The following is a 17,000-nucleotide window of genomic DNA, read 5'->3' on the forward strand; positions in this document are numbered from 1 at the left end:
AATACTAAGATTAAAGTCATCTTGGTAATAGGTGGTGCATTTGGATGGAAATAACAGACGTAAGATTGCGTAAGGTAAATCGTGAAGGGCGGATGCGTGCGATTGCTTCTATCACGATTGATAGCGAGTTTGTGATTCATGATATTCGTGTGATTGATGGAAATAATGGTATGTTTGTTGCAATGCCAAGTAAGCGTACTCCTGACGGTGAATTCCGGGATATAGCTCATCCAATTTCTCCATTAAGTCGTGAGAAAATTGAGTCAGCAGTATTGGAAGAGTATCGTCGGGCAGATGATATAGAAGAAGATATCATTCCTACGCCAAAAGCATTATAAGGAAAAAGCCTAGTACTAGTTTGATGGTGGTCTTATCCCTGTCAAGTAGTGTTAGGCTTTTTTGTTTTATGATTAGAATGAGTAGAGATGTTGTGTTATGAAAATGAGGGAGAAGTAAGCGATCATTCACTAGAGCCTAGTGATTGGTATGTTTGTTCTTGTTTTTTACTTAATTTGTGGATTAATAAATAAACAGAAACAATCGATAGAAAGTCAAATAGGGTCAATGCGATGTCGATCTTCATATTGAAGATTATATTTTCTTTAGTTGGAGGATTTATGATAAATCGAAATGTTATAAAAGAGGACACAAAGAAGATCCACCACCATTTAATTAGAGAAGAAGTACTTTTCTTTTCATTTCCGGTGTCGCACGCGTCCCATACATCCTTCATGCCTTGGTATGGCTTATAGAAATTAGCGATGGGGACAAAATACCACCCTACTGCCCAACCTGGCGTCATTCTTAAATAGTGGTCAAATCCAAATGAATACATATTTTGATAAATTCGGTAAAGCCATAGACAGTAACAGATGATAATAATAAAAAAAACAATATCAGCTGCAAGTCCCCAATAGTCCATCTGAGATGTTTGCATATCAGTAGGAAGAAGAATTGATTTTTCTGAATATAATTCTAAAAATTCATATGAAGCGATAACGGAAAAGATAAGGCAAATAAAATAAATTAATAGCATCATTTTTAAAAAAAATGCTATTTTTCCAACATTTTTGTAAGGGAAAGAAGAGCTATGATATTTCTCCATAAAGTTTCTCCTCTATGTATATTTTTTATAATAAACATCCACTATTATAGCAATATAGCATTATCATTGTTACTGTCAATAACTGTCTGTGAACCTTACGTTGTTCAGTCTGAGTTTATTGTGTATTTTCAGTATTTTATGCATTTTACAATTTAGAATAGAATGCATTAGTTGCATAAACCCCTATTTTTACGATATATTCAGGAGGGTAATTTATTACGATGGGGGCTTATATAGTGAAGGAGAACCTAAACGCGGTTATCTTAGCAGCGGGTAAAGGCACTCGGATGAAATCGAAAAAACATAAGGTTTTACATGAATTATGCGGGAAGCCAATGATACACTATATCTTAGATACACTAGAAGATATGGGAACTACCCAAACCTTAATGGTAATTGGTCATCTAGGAGAGACATTAGAAGAAGCACTTGCGGGTGAAGTTACATTTGTGAAACAAACCAAGCAATTAGGAACGGCACATGCTGTGATGCAAACAGAAGAGTTTCTTCAAGGAAAAGATGGTATTACTCTCGTCCTCAATGGGGACCATCCACTATTCACCAAAGACACCTTACAATCGTTGATCCAGATTCATCGACAAAAAGAAGCTGCAGCAACCGTATTGACGGCCGAATTGGCTGATCCTACGGGATATGGTCGTGTCATCCGTCAAGGAGATGGTAGTGTATCACGAATTGTAGAACATAAAGATGCCACAGAGGAAGAGCGTTCTGTTCATGAAATAAATACAGGAACATATTGCTTTCATAACAAAAAATTGTTTGAAGCACTCAAATTAGTAAACAATAACAATGCACAAGGGGAATACTACCTTCCTGATGTGATTTCCATTTTACAAGAACAAGGTGAAGTTATTGCCGCATCCATGATGGCAGACGAGAAGGAAGCAATGGGAGTCAATGACCGCTTTCAGTTAGCTGAAGCAGAGGCATATATGCAACAGCGAATTTTGAAAACGCATATGTTAAATGGAGTAACGATTCATCAGCCATCTTCTGTTACCATCGGTCCAGATGTGGAAATTGATTCGGATACAGAAATATTCCCAGGTAGTTCGTTGAAAGGGAATACAAAAATTGGGAATAATTGTGTGATTGGACCTGAAGCAGATCTTTTCGATGTTTTAGTAGCAGATCATACAAAAATTCGTTATAGTGTAATCGAAGATAGTGAGATTGGAAGTAACGTAACAGTAGGTCCATATGCTTATATCCGCCCCAATACATCTTTGGCGGAAAATACAAAAGTAGGTGCTTTTGTTGATTTGAAAAATGCACAGATAGGGAAAGGATCAAAAGTTTCTCATCTTGCATACGTAGGAGATGCTGAGGTAGGGCAAAATGTAAATGTTGCATGTGGTGTAGTTACGGTTAACTATGATGGTTTTACAAAACATAAGACAGTAATCAAAGACGGTGCTTTTATAGGCTGTAATACCAACCTAGTAGCACCAGTTACAGTGGAAGAAAAGGCTTATATCGCAGCTGGCTCTACTATTACTGATGATGTACCTCCTGAAGCATTTGCCATTGCTAGACAAAAGCAAGTGACCAAAGAGAATTATGTTCCAAAGTTGCGCAACAAAATCAATAGACACAATTCATTATAGGTGGAGATAACGTAATGTCCCAAGCAAACTCTCGTATAAAGGTTTTTAGCTGTAATTCCAATCCGCTGTTAGCCCAAAAAATTTGTAATCACTTAGGGATTACGTTAGGTGATTCCAAAGTGAACAAATTTAGCGACGGGGAAATTCATATCCAGTTAAATGAAACAGTTCGAGGTTTGGATGTATATGTTGTACAGTCAACTTGCGACCCTGTAAACCAACACTTGATGGAATTGCTTGTTATGGTAGATGCTTTAAAACGAGCATCCGCTGGCACGATTAATGTTGTTATTCCTTATTATGGATACGCACGTCAAGATCGAAAGGCTCGTGCAAGAGATCCAATCACAGCTAAATTGGTCGCTAACTTGATTGAAACTGCTGGAGCGGACCGTGTAATTGCGATGGATCTACATGCTACGCAAATTCAAGGGTTTTTTAATATCCCAGTAGATCATTTGCTTGGTGTGCCTATCTTGGCAAACTATTTCCAAGGGAAAAATTTAACCGATTTGGTTGTTGTATCTCCAGATCACGGTGGAGTGATTCGTGCTCGTCGCTTAGCAGAACGTCTTGAGGCTCCTTTAGCCATTATTGATAAGCGTCGACCTGAGCCTAATGTATCTGAAGTGATGAGTATCATTGGGAAAGTTGCTGGAAAAACAGCAATTATTATCGATGACATTATCGATACCGCTGGGACTATTGCGTTAGCAACAGAAGCGATTTTAGAACGTGGTGCCAAAGAAGTCTATGCATGTTGTACTCACCCTGTACTGTCTGGGCCTGCATTAGATCGTATTCAAAATTCAGGTATCAAGCAATTGATTGCTACAGATACGATTCCACTAAAACCAGAAAAAATGTTGGACAAAATCGAAGTTCTCTCTGTAGCCCCAGTGATTGGAGAAGCAATCTATCGTATACACCATGAACAATCTGTAAGTAAATTATTTGTATAGGCGACTTACGTCGCCTTTTCCTTTTTGAGGTGAGAGCGTTGAAAGTGATTGTTGGTCTGGGGAATCCAGGTAAAAAATATGAAATAACAAAACACAACGTTGGTTTTTGGGCTGTAGATCAGCTGAGTGATAAGTGGGGTATTCCTTTTCAAAAAGAAAAATGGAATAGCGAAGTCGCTGAAGGTGTAGTGAACGGTGAGAAAGTATATCTTTTAAAGCCTCTTACGTATATGAATTTATCAGGAGAAGCAGTAGGGGCTGCAATCCGTTTTTTAAAAATACCAATCGAAGATTTACTCGTTATTTTTGATGATATGGATATTCCATTGGGACAGTTGCGCTTGCGTCAGAAAGGGGGCTCTGGTGGGCATAATGGCATCAAATCCCTTATCCAACATCTAGGAACAGAACAGTTCAATCGTATAAAAATCGGTATTGATCGTCCGCCTGCTCGTATGTCTGTTGTAGACTATGTGCTTGCTCCTTTTTCCGAATTAGATCACTCCTTGGCAGCAGACGCAGCAATTGCTTCTGCAAATGCTGCAGAAGAGTGGCTGAAGAATGATTTTCTTATCGCGATGAATAAGTATAACGGAGCCATCTTACGACCATAATAAGAATTGACTCTTTAGAAAGGGAGGCATCTTCATGGTGGAGTATGTCTGCCGCTTTTGCCAATCATCGCTCGGTAAGTTGAATGATTCAGTATATTCAGAAGCGGAACTAGGTCTTGATCAGTTGACCACAGAAGAACGAGAAGATATAATTATCCATGACACAAATGGTCAGATGCAAGTTCGAGTTGTTTGTGAGAACTGTGAACGCATTTTAAACCATTACCCGGAACGTTCCCTTCTACCATCACTGTATCATTAAGTACAAATTGCATGGAGAAGTATAGCCTTGGCACACAATGCTGAGGCTTCTTTTGTATAGGGAGAAGGAGGATACCTTGCAACCGCTTACCAATCTTTTAGAACATGATAAAGATGTCCAGTCCATCCTTCACGGAGTTCAAACGGGACTTCGTGAACAATTAGCAACTGGTTTAACAGGATCAGCAAGAATGATTCTAGTTGCCGCAATGTATAAAAAAACAAGCCGATCTTGTGTGGTAGTTACCCACAATATGAATCAAGCCCAAAAAGCTGCCGATGATCTAAGTGAATTGTTATCAAAAGAGGAAGTCCTTTTATATCCAGCAGACGAGTTGATTACGACAGAAGTAGCACTTGCTAGTCCTGAAACGCTAGGCAATCGAATTGATGTTATCACTCGTCTTACCTCTGGGTTTTCAGGGGTATTTGTTGTTCCTTTCTCAGGTCTTCGAAAAATTTTCCCGCCGAAATCAACGTGGAAAAAATATGCTGTTCCACTTGCTGTAGGAGATACTTATCTGATTGCCACCTTATCAGAAAAATTGGTTTATATGGGATATGAACGAGTAGATATGGTGGAAAAAAGGGGAGAGTTCTCTGTACGTGGTGGAATCGTAGATATTTATCCAGTGACCTTTGAACAACCGATTCGTATAGAATGGTTTGATGATGAGGTTGATTCGATTCGCCCTTTTTCAGTAGCAGATCAACGTTCTAAGGATAAATTGCTTTCTGTCGTTCTTCCTCCAGCTAAAGAATTATTCGCAGATGCTGAAATGTTGTATCAAGCGGGAGAACACGTTCGCCAATTATTGACAGAACGCTTAGAAAAGACGAAAGACCCTGCTTTAAAAGAGAAATTACAAAAGAGTATTGGTTGGGATATTGAACAGCTTCAATCTGGAATTTATTTCACGGGGATTTACAAGTATATATCCCAGATCTATCCGCAAGGAGAGAGTATTTTAAACTTTTTGCCAATGGATGCAGTTCTTGTATTGGATGAACCTGCACGTATTCAAGAGACGGCTAGACAACTAGAACGTGAAGAAGCAGAGTGGCAAACTGCTTTATTGGAGCAAGGAGAAATGTTACCTTCTCTTAAATTGTCCTATTCGATTGACGAAGTTTGGAAAACAAATCATCAAAAAATTTATTTATCGTTATTTATGCGTCAATTACCACATATGCAGGCTCATAATATTGTACAGTTTATGTGTCGCAGTATGCAGCAGTTCCATAGCCAAATGCATGTCCTAAAAGCAGAGTTAGAAAGATTGGTTAAAGCCAAATATACTATTTTGTTTACTGCTAGTACAGATGAACGTCTGTTGCGCTTAATCCGTGTTTTGCAGGATTATGGTATGGAAGTAAGCAGGATTGATGATACTGGTCCTTTACCAATTGGAAAACCAGTTGTTCGGGTATCTGCTCTTTTAAACGGTTTTGAATTGAGTAGTACAAAGCTTGCTGTTATAACAGAAGGGGAGGTATTTACCCAGAAACAGCGAAGAGTTCGTCGATCGACTAAACTGGATCATGCCGAAAAGATCAAGGACTACCAAGAGCTAAAACCGGGAGATTATGTTGTACATATCAACCACGGAATTGGAAAATACCTTGGAATCGAAACCTTAAATGTAGCTGGATTGCACAAAGATTATATGCATATTCAGTACGCAGGTAATGACAAATTGTATGTGCCTGTGGAACAGATTGATCAAGTGCAAAAATACGTGGGTAGCGAAGAGAAAATTCCCAAAGTCTACAGCTTGGGTGGCAGTGAATGGAGTAAAGTCAAAAGCAAAGTCCGTACTGCTGTAGTAGATATTGCACAAGATTTAATCAAGCTTTATGCAAAACGTCAAGAAGCTAGAGGTTATGCTTTTCATGAAGATACTCCTTTTCAACGTGAGTTTGAAGCGATGTTCCCATATGAAGAAACTCCCGACCAACTTCGTTCCATTGTTGAAATCAAAAAAGATATGGAGCGTTCTCAACCGATGGACCGCCTTTTATGTGGTGATGTAGGGTATGGTAAAACGGAAGTTGCAGTCCGTGCGGCATTTAAAGCTATTATGGATGGAAAGCAAGTGGCTGTGCTAGTGCCTACTACTATTTTGGCACAACAACACTATGAGACTTTCCGCGAACGATTCGCGGATTTCCCAATCGAAGTACATGTGCTCAATCGTTTTCGGAGTCGGAAAGAACAAAAAGGGACGATAGAAGGTTTAAAGGCTGGATCGGTCGATATCGTAATAGGAACTCACCGTGTTTTATCAAAAGACCTTGGTTTTCGTGATTTGGGTCTATTGATCATCGATGAAGAACAGCGTTTTGGTGTGAAACACAAAGAAAGAATCAAAGAGTTAAAAACAAATATAGATGTATTGACGTTGACGGCTACCCCTATTCCTCGTACCCTGCATATGGCAATGATGGGTGTGCGAGATTTGTCTGTCATCGAAACGCCTCCAGAAAATAGATTCCCTGTTCAGACGTATGTGATTGAGTATTCAGCAGCTTTGGTTCGTGAGGCGATTGAGCGTGAGTTGTCGCGTGGTGGGCAGGTATACTTTTTGTATAACCAAGTGAACAATATCGATCGGATGGCTGACCAGATTCGGATGCTTGTGCCTGAAGCTCGAATCGCAGTGGCTCATGGTCAAATGGTAGATACAGAGCTGGAGAGAGTGATGCTGGATTTTCTCGATGGGGAGTATGATGTCTTAGTTAGTACCACGATTATTGAAACTGGGGTTGACATACCCAACGTAAATACGTTGATTATATATAATGCAGACAAAATGGGCCTTTCTCAGTTGTATCAATTAAGAGGTAGAGTAGGGAGATCAAATCGGATCGCATATTCTTATTTTACGTATCAACGGGATAAGGTGTTATCTGAAACAGCAGAGAAGCGACTTCAAGCGATCAAAGAATTTACAGAACTCGGTTCTGGATTTAAGATTGCGATGCGTGACTTATCTATTCGCGGAGCTGGTAATTTGCTTGGAGCAGAACAGCATGGTCATATTGCGACAGTTGGATTTGAGATGTACAGCCAAATGTTAAAAGACGCAGTAGTAGAGTTGCAGCAGGGCGTAAACGAAACTCCTGAAGTAACAGAACCGCAATTAGAATTAAATGTGGATGCTTATTTGCCCAGCGAATATATAACAGATGAAAAACAGAAAATCGAGCTTTATAAAAAAATCCGCAGTCTACAGACATTGGAACAAGTATCGGATCTGGAAGAGGAAATGGAAGATCGATTTGGGGATTTACCTGATCCTGTCCAAAATTTAATTCGAGTGGCAAAACTGCGTGCGTATGCCATGAAGTATGGAATTGAAACGATGGTAGAAAAAGGTTCAGAGATACATGTCACTCTTCGTACAGAGGAAAACGTTAGGATAGATGGGCAAAAACTATTTAAATTAGCTCATCAATTCCCGGGGAGAATACGACTTGTCTCTGGGAAACATATTGGTATGATTTTTAAGAAGACAGGACTAACTCCTAAGGCGATACTAGAGATGATGGATGCATTCTTTAAACAATATGAGCAAGTAAGAAAAGTACAAGGAGTGGTTCAAAGTGCAACGATCGACTAAATGGATAGCAGGTATTGTGGCAGTAATACTAGTAGTAGGTAGTGTCATTGCCACTACTACCGCATTTTGGGGAAGCAAGAAAACGGATAACCCATCCACCCAAAATCCTACACAAAATAATTTCAAGCCATTAGACACTTCAAGTCAAAAAATAGCTGGTGAATACAAAGGCGGAAAAGTGACCGAAGGAGAGGTAAATGCCTATATCAATATTAACTCTTTCTTTGACCCTCAACTAGCAGCTATTTTTGGCTCAACAGATGCTGCTGCAATAGCACAACAGAAGCAAGCACGTCAAGAATTTGCTAAGGTTTATCTCACGAAAAAGTACATAGCGAGTTTGCAAAAAGTAACACCAGCAGAACAAAAAACAATCGACAAACAGGCAAAAGAACTGCAACAACAAGTTATTCAATTTTCCCAAATGATGAACCCAAATGCCAAAATCAAGACGTTTCAAGAGGCGATAACCGGGAAAGGGTTTACGCAGAGTCAGTTGATTAAGGTGGCAGAACAAGATTCCAAAGTCGATATGTATCTTGGAAAACAGATCGAAAACAAAACATATGAACGAGTGAAACTACGTCATATTCTTGTTTCCTTTACACAGCCTGGTGCACAAGTGCAACAAGGCCAACCCAATCGTACAGAAGCTCAAGCAAAAACCCGTGCAGATGAAGTCAAAAAGAAATTGGATGCTGGTGGAGACTTTACCAAGCTTGCGAAAGAATATTCAGATGACCCAGGTTCAAAGGACAAAGGCGGCCTTTATGATTCTGATGTGAGTGGGTTTGTTCCTGAATTTGCAAATGCAGCAAAAACACTGCCTATTGGTAAAATCAGCGATCCAATCAAAACAGAGTATGGTTTCCATGTGATGAAAGTTGAAGAAAGAACACAAGCGAAAGTAAAAGATGCTCCAAAGGATCAACTCGAGCAAATTCAGGGCGTCAAAAAACAAGAAGTATTTACCGAGATTCAGAAAAAAATAGGGGTTAAGCTATTTTTTTAGAGGGGACAACCCCTCTTTTTTTTGTCTATCTCCAAATCAAATTAATTTATTCCCCGCATAAGATGTTACCAGTAGATTCATACTATGGCTTATAAGACCAAAAAGAACCAAGGAATATAGAACGGAGGCAATCATGACAATGAAAGCAACTGGCATCGTCCGTCGTATCGATGACCTTGGACGTGTAGTTATTCCAAAGGAGATTCGTCGGACACTTCGCATTCGTGAAGGAGACCCATTAGAAATTTTCGTAGATAGAGATGGGGAAGTTATTTTAAAGAAATACTCTCCTATTGGCGAACTAAGCGATTTTGCCCAAGAATATGCAGAAGCCCTATATGAAAATATTCAACATGCGGTTATAGTATGTGATCGCGACAGTATCATTGCAGTAGCTGGAGGATCGAAGAAAGAGTATTTGGAGAAGCCAATCAGCTCGATGATCGAATCATCAATGGAATCTCGTCGTCCTCAACATGAGTACAATGGTGGAGTTACTGAGATTATTAAAGGCAGCCCTGAAGAATATGCTTCTTATATTATTGTGCCAATCAATGCTGGTGGGGATCCTATTGGAGCAGTAGTAATCATATCGAAAAAAGACGGTAATAAAATGAGTGAGTTGGAAAGCAAATTGGCAAGTACAGCCGCTACGTTTCTTGGGAAGCAGATGGAGAACTAAAACAGGTATAAGAGGGTTAATAAGACCTACATATCTGATTTTGTCCTTATTTCTTTGATATTGATCGATAGATAGTTGCTGGTCTTTCTTTATAACCATAAACAAAAGCGGTGATGCTCATTTTTGAGGTATCACCGCTTTTTATTTTTTGCCGAATTTATGCTACTTTTGCATATTATTTGATAGTTTATATCACTAAATATAAACTAGGAATAGTACAGACCTTTCAAATACCCTAGGGGAATTGCATGCGTAAGCTTGTTGAGACCATCGGCATTCAGATTCGAGTGATGGTGGCCAAGAAGAAGTGGTGGGTTGATCCGATGGAAACTCTGAATATGGAAGGATTCCGCGATCAGCTCTTTAACCGGGTTGCTGTTTTTCTTTCTGATAAGGCTAAGGAGTTGAATTCGGTAGGTCCCAAGATTTTTCCTGTCTGGGACGGCTATCGTCAGGATTTCGGACTGATCTATGCGAAGACAGGCTCTGTAGATGGAGAGTCTGCTCACAACTGGTACGGGCTTGATGACTTTGAGCTTGGCTGGTTCCTCACTCCTGAAGGGGAGCTGAATGTGTATGTGCGTCGTGGGAAAGACACTGTAGAGAAGTATACGTATAGGAGCAGGTAGTTCCCATAGCGCCCTTGTGCTGACCAAAAGATCAACAGGTCAGTACAAGGGCCATGTCTTTTACGTTTCAAATGTGGGTTTTTAAAATAATAGACTTTCATTTAAGCTGGCTTTCTATACATGCGATGAAACTCAATATAAGGCGTTTTAGTAGAGAAGTAATATTTCTGCAAGCAGGAGAGATTGAATTTTGTTATATTAAAATGGTTGTTTGGATGAAAATGTGTGTGAAGATAGTGGGTGTTTGTTATGGAGAAAATACAACGCTCTTTTCTAACTGGTGCATTAATTTTGAGTGCTGCTACCATGATCTGCCGATTTTTGGGGGCGGTTTATCGTATCCCTTATCAAAATATTACTGGTAACGAGGGAATGTTTGTTTATAGTCAAGTCTATCCCTTATATAGTGTCCTGCTCCTGTTGGCAACAGCAGGTTTCCCATTGGCTATATCAAAATTAATTTCGGAGCGGGTAGCTAGCGAGGACTGGGCCTCCGCAAAGCAGATTTATCATGTCTCCATGACTGTGTTATTTGTGATGGGGAGTATAGGTTTTCTTATTTTATATTTTGGGGCACCATACATTGCTACTTGGATGGGTAGCAAAGAGCTTTTAACACTTCCGATTCAGGCTGTTTCGTTTGCTTTACTTCTTATTCCATTTACCGCGACATTGCGAGGAGTATACCAAGGCCAACAAGAGATGATGCCATCGGCTGTATCACAAGTATCGGAACAATTGGTTCGGGTTGTTACGATACTCGTTTGTGCATGGTATGCGATGAGTACGGGACTAGGTGTAGTGTATGCGGGTACTGGGGCAGTTTTTGGGGCTACGACAGGGGCATGCATTGCCGTGTTGGTTTTGTTTTTGTATCGAAGGAGAAGTAGTGGGTTTAAAAATATGGTTATGACAGCTTCGAGTTATCCTTTACGGCATTGGGATGTTCTAAAAGCGCTTTTTGCGATCTCGATACCTATCTGTATCAATTCACTGTTGTATCCATTGTTTGGCTTAGTGGATTCCTTCACCATATCCAACTTTTTAGTAGATGAGAATTGGAGTATTGCGGCATCCATTAATGAAAAGGGTATTTATGATCGTGGCGGTCCTCTGCTACAGTTTGCTGCTTTTTTTGCTACAGGTATTGCTCTGTCCATTGTTCCAGCTATGACAACAGCGAAACAGCAAGGAAAAGAGAAGGATGTCTTTCAACGAGCGAATGTAGCTATTCGTCTAACGTGGATGTTGGGTCTGCCTTCTTCCATTGGATTAGCAGTGATCGCAATGCCAACCAATGTCATGTTGTTCAAAGATGCGGCTGGTTCAGATACACTGACGATTTTAGCATTTTCTACGATTTTCGTTACATTAGTAGTAACGTCAGCAGGTATCTTACAAGGACTGGGTCGTGTGATGCTTCCGGCCATCACCATTGGAGTAGCAGTTTTATTCAAATGGGTGTTCAATTACTTTTTTATTCCGTTCTGGGATATAAGAGGGGCGGCCGTTGCTACAGTACTTGCTTATGCATTGGGTGCGATCATCAATTTATTCGTTCTAAAAAGATCTGTCTCATCCATCGATATACCATGGAAAAAACTATTTTTGTCCAATATTCTGCTTGCTGGTGCAGCCATGATTGTAAAACTTTTGTTAATGGAATGGACCTCAGGGTGGGAGAGTGAGCGGATTGCTATGACCGTTACAAGTCTTGGTTCTGTAATAGTGGGTATCATGATTTATATTTGGGCGGTTCTTCGTTTTCGATTGATTGAGGATGAGGAGCTGAATTTGGTTCCGAAGTTGCAAAAATGGTTAGGAAAGAAAAGAAAATAGTAGATGAATGAAATGATTCCTATGATTTTGACATATAAATTTCAAAAAGGTATCCTATTTATATAGGGTATTTTTTTGTTAACAACAAAACGATAGATGACTGTTCTCACTGGTTTCATATGGTTAGCTCCCGAAGCTCGCTGTATGAAGCCAGTGAGGACGGTCTGGGTAAATCTGAATTTGGTTGAGACGTTTCATCCGACTCCCAAATATACCTAGGATGCTTTCCGCCCGCTGGCGCAGGAGTGGAAGTTCATGTCAAGAAAGTCGAAGAAAAACAAGAACGAGGAGCAGCTTCAGAAAGTAGAGCTGAAACAAAAGCGATTAGACCTCAAAAAATCAAAGCAGACCATGCATTTTGATCTGGAGGCAAACAATCGCAATAAAGCAGCTGAGAAGCGAGCAGTGGCGAAGGAACTCCGCGAGTCAGAGGATCAGCAAATCAAGCGATCTGCTGACATGCGTGAGGAAATCAATACTTGGCTCAAATACCTCGCCCTTGTGACCACTGGTGGATTAAGTGCAATCAAATTGAGTATGGTGACGCCTCTTGTTGCCAATATCATGTTGAGTGTGCTTCTTCTCTTCTGGTCCGGTACAGCGGGAGCTCTAATCACACGTGTTGTGAAGAAGAGCAGAAAGGATCTGAAAGGCAAGCAGTAAACCCCTATCAAGTTTTGTTGTTGAAAATAGACAGATGGTGGAAACCGTCTGTCTAGCTGCTATTATAAATTTACTTAATATTCAGATATATATTTAGATACCTGCCCAATTTTTTACAGGCAAGCAGTAATACCCCTATCACATTTTTACCTGTTGTAAAAAATAGACAGATGTCTTTGGGCAGGTGTAATTATTATAATCTTTTTCATTCCATGAATCAATTTGATAGTACATATATATACAAAAGAATAAGGATGATGATGGATGTCCCACTGATAAATAAAGTTAGTGCAAATCGGTAGTTTTGATTATTTCTTTGTCTTTCTCTGAATGTTTGGTATAGCGTACCGCTGAAAAAACCTGCAATTACAAGTAACATGAGAGTTATAAAATCTATTTTATACATATTTCCCCCATAAATAATTAGTATATCTCGCTAAATCCTCCTGTTGTTATGAACCATAAAAAGATGATAAGAAGTGCAGTTGTGATAAGAAGCATCATTAGAGCAAAACCGTATGGTTCATTTGCTTTCCAGCGTTTTCGAAAAGCCTGAACCGAAATTCGGTAAAAAATCAAAATCCCTGCAAAGAGTAACACCGATGCAATAAAATTAATATCCAACATCGTTCCTCCTGAGTAGCTAAGGAGCAAATTTTACTATTTAATTCAGTTATTACCCTCATTTTATTAAAGACAATTCAAATATTACAAACGTGACTTAACATATATATAAAGTTTAGCACAATTACTTTTGATTTTTAAAAGAGAGACAGGTCTATACAAATTATCTTTTCTAAATTTCATGTTTCATTTACTCTGCAAAAGATGTAATAAGTGAATAGAAGAGAGAGTGTTTTACACTGTTGATTTTAGATTATGCGTCACTTTCTTATCATTCATGATACTATATTTATTAAGTATCTGGTGCAAAATGAGAGGAAGGTAGCAGTGAATCCAAAGATTACAGTTGTTGGTTTGGGTTATGGGAATGAAGATAGTTTGTCTATCGGTACGTGGAAAATTTTGCAATCAGGTGATCCTATTCTTTTGCGTACCGAAGATCATCCTATTTCCCCTTGGTTGGGAAAACAAGGCATTGAATTTTCTACTTTTGATCACATATATGAAAGACATGATAAATTTGATTCCGTTTATCGCCAGATAGCTGATGAGCTCCTTCAGTTATCGGAGGAACACAATCACATTATATATGCCGTTCCTGGTCATCCAATGGTTGCTGAGCGTACCGTTCAACTTCTGTTGCAAGAAGGGCCAGCCGCTTCTGTGAAAATTGATATACAGGGTGGAGGAAGTTTCCTTGATATTGCATTTGCAAGACTTGGGATTGATCCAGTTGAAGGATTTCAATTATTAGATGGGACAGACTTAACGGAAGGTTATGTTCTTGTTCCGAATCAACATATCTTAATAGGACAAGTATATAGTTCATTAGTTGCCTCTGATGTGAAGTTGACATTGATGCAAGTATATCCTGATGATTATGAGGTTGTCCTTGCGGATGCGCTCGGTGTAACAGGCAAGGAAAAGATTATTCGTGTGCCGTTGTATGAATTAGATCGTCAAAATTGTTTTACGAATCTTACAAGCGTGTATGTACCGCCTGCAAGAGAAGAGAGCGTTTTTTATAAACAGTTTTCTTTTTTGGTCCAGATCATGAAAAAGCTCCGAGGTCCAGAAGGCTGTCCTTGGGATCGAGAACAGACTCATGAATCACTACGCCCCTATTTGATAGAAGAAGCTTATGAATTTATTGATGCCATCAACCAAGAAGATGATCAAGCGATGTTAGAAGAGCTGGGCGATGTTTTGTTACAAGTGATTTTTCATGCTGTTGTTGCGGAGGAACGATATGGTTTTGAAATTGGTGATGTGATTCAGACATTGAATGAAAAGTTAATCCGCAGACATCCACATGTATTTGGAACCGTTGATGCCAATACATCAGAGGAAGTCATTCAGACTTGGGATGCAGTAAAGCAAGAAGAAGGAAAAAATACAAAAGATTCTATCCTAGATAATATCCCAAAATCATTTCCTGCGATCCTTATCGCATATGAACAGCAAAAAAAAGCAGCAAAAGTTGGTTTTGATTGGGACAGTGTGGATGGGGTTTTAGATAAAATGAAGGAAGAGTTAACAGAATTAGCGGAAGCCTCCACTCCTACAGAAAGAGAAAAGGAATTGGGAGATGTACTGTTCACTGTTATCAATATAGCTCGTTTTTATAAGATTGATCCGGAATTAGCTCTATATCAAACTACTCGTAAATTTGATCAACGTTTTCGACATGTTGAAAAAAGAGCGAAAGAATCAGGACAGCCCATGGGGAATTATACATTGGAGCAGTTAGAGATTTGGTGGCAGGAAGCAAAACAAAAGGAAAGAGATGAGAACAATGAGATTGGATAAATTTTTAAAAGTATCACGAATGATCAAGCGGCGTACCTTGGCTAAAGAAGTGTGCGATGGGGGCCGGGTCAAGATCAATGAAAAAGTCGCAAAGGCAAGTTCTGAAGTGAAAGCAGGAGACATACTCGCTATTCGTTTTGGACAGAAAATAGTCACAGCAAAGATCGAAAGAATAGCAGATAATGTATCCAAAGATATGGCTGATACCTTATTTACCATCGTAAAAGAAGAACCTGTTACCTAATTTTCGTTCTAATCTTGAGGTTGTCCCCATAAGTTATACCAAAGCATTATTGGGAAGGGGATATTAGCATGTTACAAGATGCCAATAGTCATCACGAGTTAATTATGACCAACCGCAATGAACTAGAGATAAGCGGAGTGACAGGAATAGAGAGTTTCGATAGTGAGGAATTTTTATTAGCTACCGAATATGGCTATGTTGGTATTCGAGGTCAAGAACTTCATTTGAAAAATTTAGACCTAGAACAAGGAATTATTTCGATACGTGGTCAATTTTTAGATATTAGTTACTTGGATGTCAATCATCCGAGATCAGATAAAAGCAAAAGCGTACTAGGGCGGATCTTCAGGTGACCCTTGCTACACAATGGGTGACTTTGTCGTTGATGTTTGCTTCGGGCGCATTGTTGGGAGTGTTCCTTGATCTTTATCGTATCTTGACTCGTAGGTTTACTCTACGAGGCTGGCCTATTTCTTTGATTGATCTGCTTTTTTGGGTGTCGTCTGCTTGTTTTGTATTTGCTGTACTTTTATGGAGCAATTGGGGCGAGATGCGATTTTATATTATGATAGCTATTATTTCGGGGATTTTATTTTATCTACGTCTTCTTACTAAACCGGTAACTTTGATTTTGACCAAATTGTTGAGATTCGTAGAATGGCTGATCAACTTCCTCATTCGTACGATTCTTGTATTGATTTATCATCCGATTGTGTGGGTGGTACTGCTCTTTTGGAGGATTTTTCGATGGATCGTTCTTTTTATTTGGAAAATAATAACAAAACCGTTATTATGGATACTAAGTCCTTTGATTACCTTTTGCCGACCATACACCACTAAACTCAAGACTTGGTGGGCTAGCCGAAAGAAGGGAAATGATGAACCTGAATAACAATGTACTCCGGTTTCGTTCACCCGAGCCGACAAGTACAGAACCAAAGATGATACCAAAATCATTACCACCAAAATTACATCCTAAAGTAAAGCGACGACGCATTGCTTGGCTTGTGTTGATGGTATTGTTTTTTTGCTGGTGTGTTACACAACTGGTAATGCAGGAGATCAAAATCTCCAAAAAAGAAGAACTTTTACATACACGTCAGCAAGAATTGGCAACTTCAGAAGCAGCCACTAGGAAATTGACCAAAGATGTAAAGAAATTTCAAGACAAAGATTATTTGATGGAACAAGCCCATAAACATGGGTATGGCAAGCCAGGTGAAAAGAATATGAAAGTAGATAATGAATAAGGAAGTCTGGATGTGCGTTCTCGCACATCTTTTTATCATTTTACGAACAAGG

At 39.4% G+C, this 17,000-nt stretch carries 18 protein-coding genes; 16 read left to right on the forward strand and 2 right to left on the reverse strand.

The window, feature by feature from the left end:
* Nucleotides 1-44: 44 nt before the first annotated feature.
* Entirely contained in the window at nucleotides 45-338 is a 294-nt protein-coding gene (gene spoVG, locus A3GQ_RS0114050; protein WP_028777589.1) for a septation regulator SpoVG, read from the forward strand.
* A gap of 122 nt (nucleotides 339-460) precedes the next feature.
* Here spoVG and A3GQ_RS0114055 read toward each other — a convergent pair whose 3' ends face one another.
* Nucleotides 461-1,105: a DUF4328 domain-containing protein gene (locus A3GQ_RS0114055; protein WP_028777590.1), complete on the reverse strand. Its 645-nt coding sequence runs from the start codon at nucleotides 1,103-1,105 to the stop codon at nucleotides 461-463.
* Between the two features lie 221 nt (nucleotides 1,106-1,326).
* Here A3GQ_RS0114055 and glmU point away from each other — a divergent pair, with 221 nt between their 5' ends.
* The 10 genes from glmU (at nucleotide 1,327) to A3GQ_RS0114105 (ending at nucleotide 13,021) form a co-directional block, all read left to right on the forward strand.
* Nucleotides 1,327-2,736, forward strand: coding sequence for a bifunctional UDP-N-acetylglucosamine diphosphorylase/glucosamine-1-phosphate N-acetyltransferase GlmU (gene glmU / locus A3GQ_RS0114060; protein WP_028777591.1), 1,410 nt, complete (start codon nucleotides 1,327-1,329; stop codon nucleotides 2,734-2,736).
* Nucleotides 2,737-2,750: 14 nt separating this feature from the next.
* Nucleotides 2,751-3,698, forward strand: a complete 948-nt coding sequence (locus A3GQ_RS0114065) for a ribose-phosphate diphosphokinase (protein ID WP_028777592.1) — start codon at nucleotides 2,751-2,753, stop codon at nucleotides 3,696-3,698.
* A 38-nt stretch (nucleotides 3,699-3,736) separates the two neighbouring features.
* Nucleotides 3,737-4,312 carry an aminoacyl-tRNA hydrolase gene (gene pth / locus A3GQ_RS0114070; RefSeq protein ID WP_028777593.1) on the forward strand — a complete coding sequence of 192 codons (576 nt, stop codon included), beginning with the start codon at nucleotides 3,737-3,739 and terminating at the stop codon, nucleotides 4,310-4,312.
* Nucleotides 4,313-4,346: 34 nt separating this feature from the next.
* Nucleotides 4,347-4,574, forward strand: a complete 228-nt coding sequence (locus tag A3GQ_RS0114075) for an anti-sigma-F factor Fin (protein ID WP_037465057.1) — start codon at nucleotides 4,347-4,349, stop codon at nucleotides 4,572-4,574.
* A gap of 76 nt (nucleotides 4,575-4,650) precedes the next feature.
* Entirely contained in the window at nucleotides 4,651-8,196 is a 3,546-nt protein-coding gene (gene mfd / locus A3GQ_RS0114080) for a transcription-repair coupling factor (RefSeq protein ID WP_028777595.1), read from the forward strand.
* A complete protein-coding gene (locus A3GQ_RS25760) occupies nucleotides 8,180-9,208 on the forward strand; it encodes a peptidylprolyl isomerase (RefSeq protein ID WP_028777596.1) in 1,029 nt (342 codons plus the stop codon). The genes mfd and A3GQ_RS25760 overlap by 17 nt, the downstream gene beginning before the upstream one ends.
* Before the next feature lie 139 nt (nucleotides 9,209-9,347).
* Nucleotides 9,348-9,890 (forward strand): stage V sporulation protein T, encoded by a 543-nt coding sequence (spoVT, locus tag A3GQ_RS0114090; RefSeq protein WP_028777597.1) that lies wholly within the window; start codon nucleotides 9,348-9,350, stop codon nucleotides 9,888-9,890.
* A 248-nt stretch (nucleotides 9,891-10,138) separates the two neighbouring features.
* Nucleotides 10,139-10,519 carry a hypothetical protein gene (locus A3GQ_RS0114095; protein WP_028777598.1) on the forward strand — a complete coding sequence of 127 codons (381 nt, stop codon included), beginning with the start codon at nucleotides 10,139-10,141 and terminating at the stop codon, nucleotides 10,517-10,519.
* Nucleotides 10,520-10,768: 249 nt separating this feature from the next.
* Complete coding sequence (locus A3GQ_RS0114100) at nucleotides 10,769-12,358, forward strand: putative polysaccharide biosynthesis protein (RefSeq protein WP_037465060.1); 1,590 nt, start codon at nucleotides 10,769-10,771, stop codon at nucleotides 12,356-12,358.
* 255 nt (nucleotides 12,359-12,613) lie between these two features.
* Nucleotides 12,614-13,021 (forward strand): hypothetical protein, encoded by a 408-nt coding sequence (locus tag A3GQ_RS0114105; RefSeq protein ID WP_028777600.1) that lies wholly within the window; start codon nucleotides 12,614-12,616, stop codon nucleotides 13,019-13,021.
* A 423-nt stretch (nucleotides 13,022-13,444) separates the two neighbouring features.
* On the opposite strand, the gene A3GQ_RS0114110 is transcribed toward A3GQ_RS0114105, so the two are convergent.
* On the reverse strand, nucleotides 13,445-13,648 hold the full coding sequence (locus A3GQ_RS0114110) for a hypothetical protein (protein ID WP_028777601.1): 204 nt from the start codon (nucleotides 13,646-13,648) through the stop codon (nucleotides 13,445-13,447).
* A gap of 324 nt (nucleotides 13,649-13,972) precedes the next feature.
* Here A3GQ_RS0114110 and yabN point away from each other — a divergent pair, with 324 nt between their 5' ends.
* The 5 genes from yabN to A3GQ_RS0114135 all read left to right on the forward strand — a co-directional run bounded on the left by yabN (nucleotide 13,973) and on the right by A3GQ_RS0114135 (nucleotide 16,948).
* Nucleotides 13,973-15,454, forward strand: a complete 1,482-nt coding sequence (gene yabN, locus A3GQ_RS0114115; protein WP_028777602.1) for a bifunctional methyltransferase/pyrophosphohydrolase YabN — start codon at nucleotides 13,973-13,975, stop codon at nucleotides 15,452-15,454.
* On the forward strand, nucleotides 15,441-15,698 hold the full coding sequence (locus tag A3GQ_RS0114120; protein ID WP_028777603.1) for an RNA-binding S4 domain-containing protein: 258 nt from the start codon (nucleotides 15,441-15,443) through the stop codon (nucleotides 15,696-15,698). The genes yabN and A3GQ_RS0114120 overlap by 14 nt, the downstream gene beginning before the upstream one ends.
* A 68-nt stretch (nucleotides 15,699-15,766) precedes the next feature.
* A complete protein-coding gene (gene yabP / locus A3GQ_RS0114125; protein ID WP_028777604.1) occupies nucleotides 15,767-16,051 on the forward strand; it encodes a sporulation protein YabP in 285 nt (94 codons plus the stop codon).
* On the forward strand, nucleotides 16,048-16,590 hold the full coding sequence (gene yabQ, locus A3GQ_RS0114130) for a spore cortex biosynthesis protein YabQ (RefSeq protein ID WP_028777605.1): 543 nt from the start codon (nucleotides 16,048-16,050) through the stop codon (nucleotides 16,588-16,590). Before yabP ends, yabQ begins: the two co-directional genes overlap by 4 nt.
* A complete protein-coding gene (locus tag A3GQ_RS0114135) occupies nucleotides 16,577-16,948 on the forward strand; it encodes a septum formation initiator family protein (protein WP_028777606.1) in 372 nt (123 codons plus the stop codon). Before yabQ ends, A3GQ_RS0114135 begins: the two co-directional genes overlap by 14 nt.
* Nucleotides 16,949-17,000: the final 52 nt, after the last annotated feature.

The organism is Shimazuella kribbensis DSM 45090 (assembly GCF_000428065.1).
Classification (GTDB): Bacteria; Bacillota; Bacilli; order Thermoactinomycetales; family Thermoactinomycetaceae; genus Shimazuella; species Shimazuella kribbensis.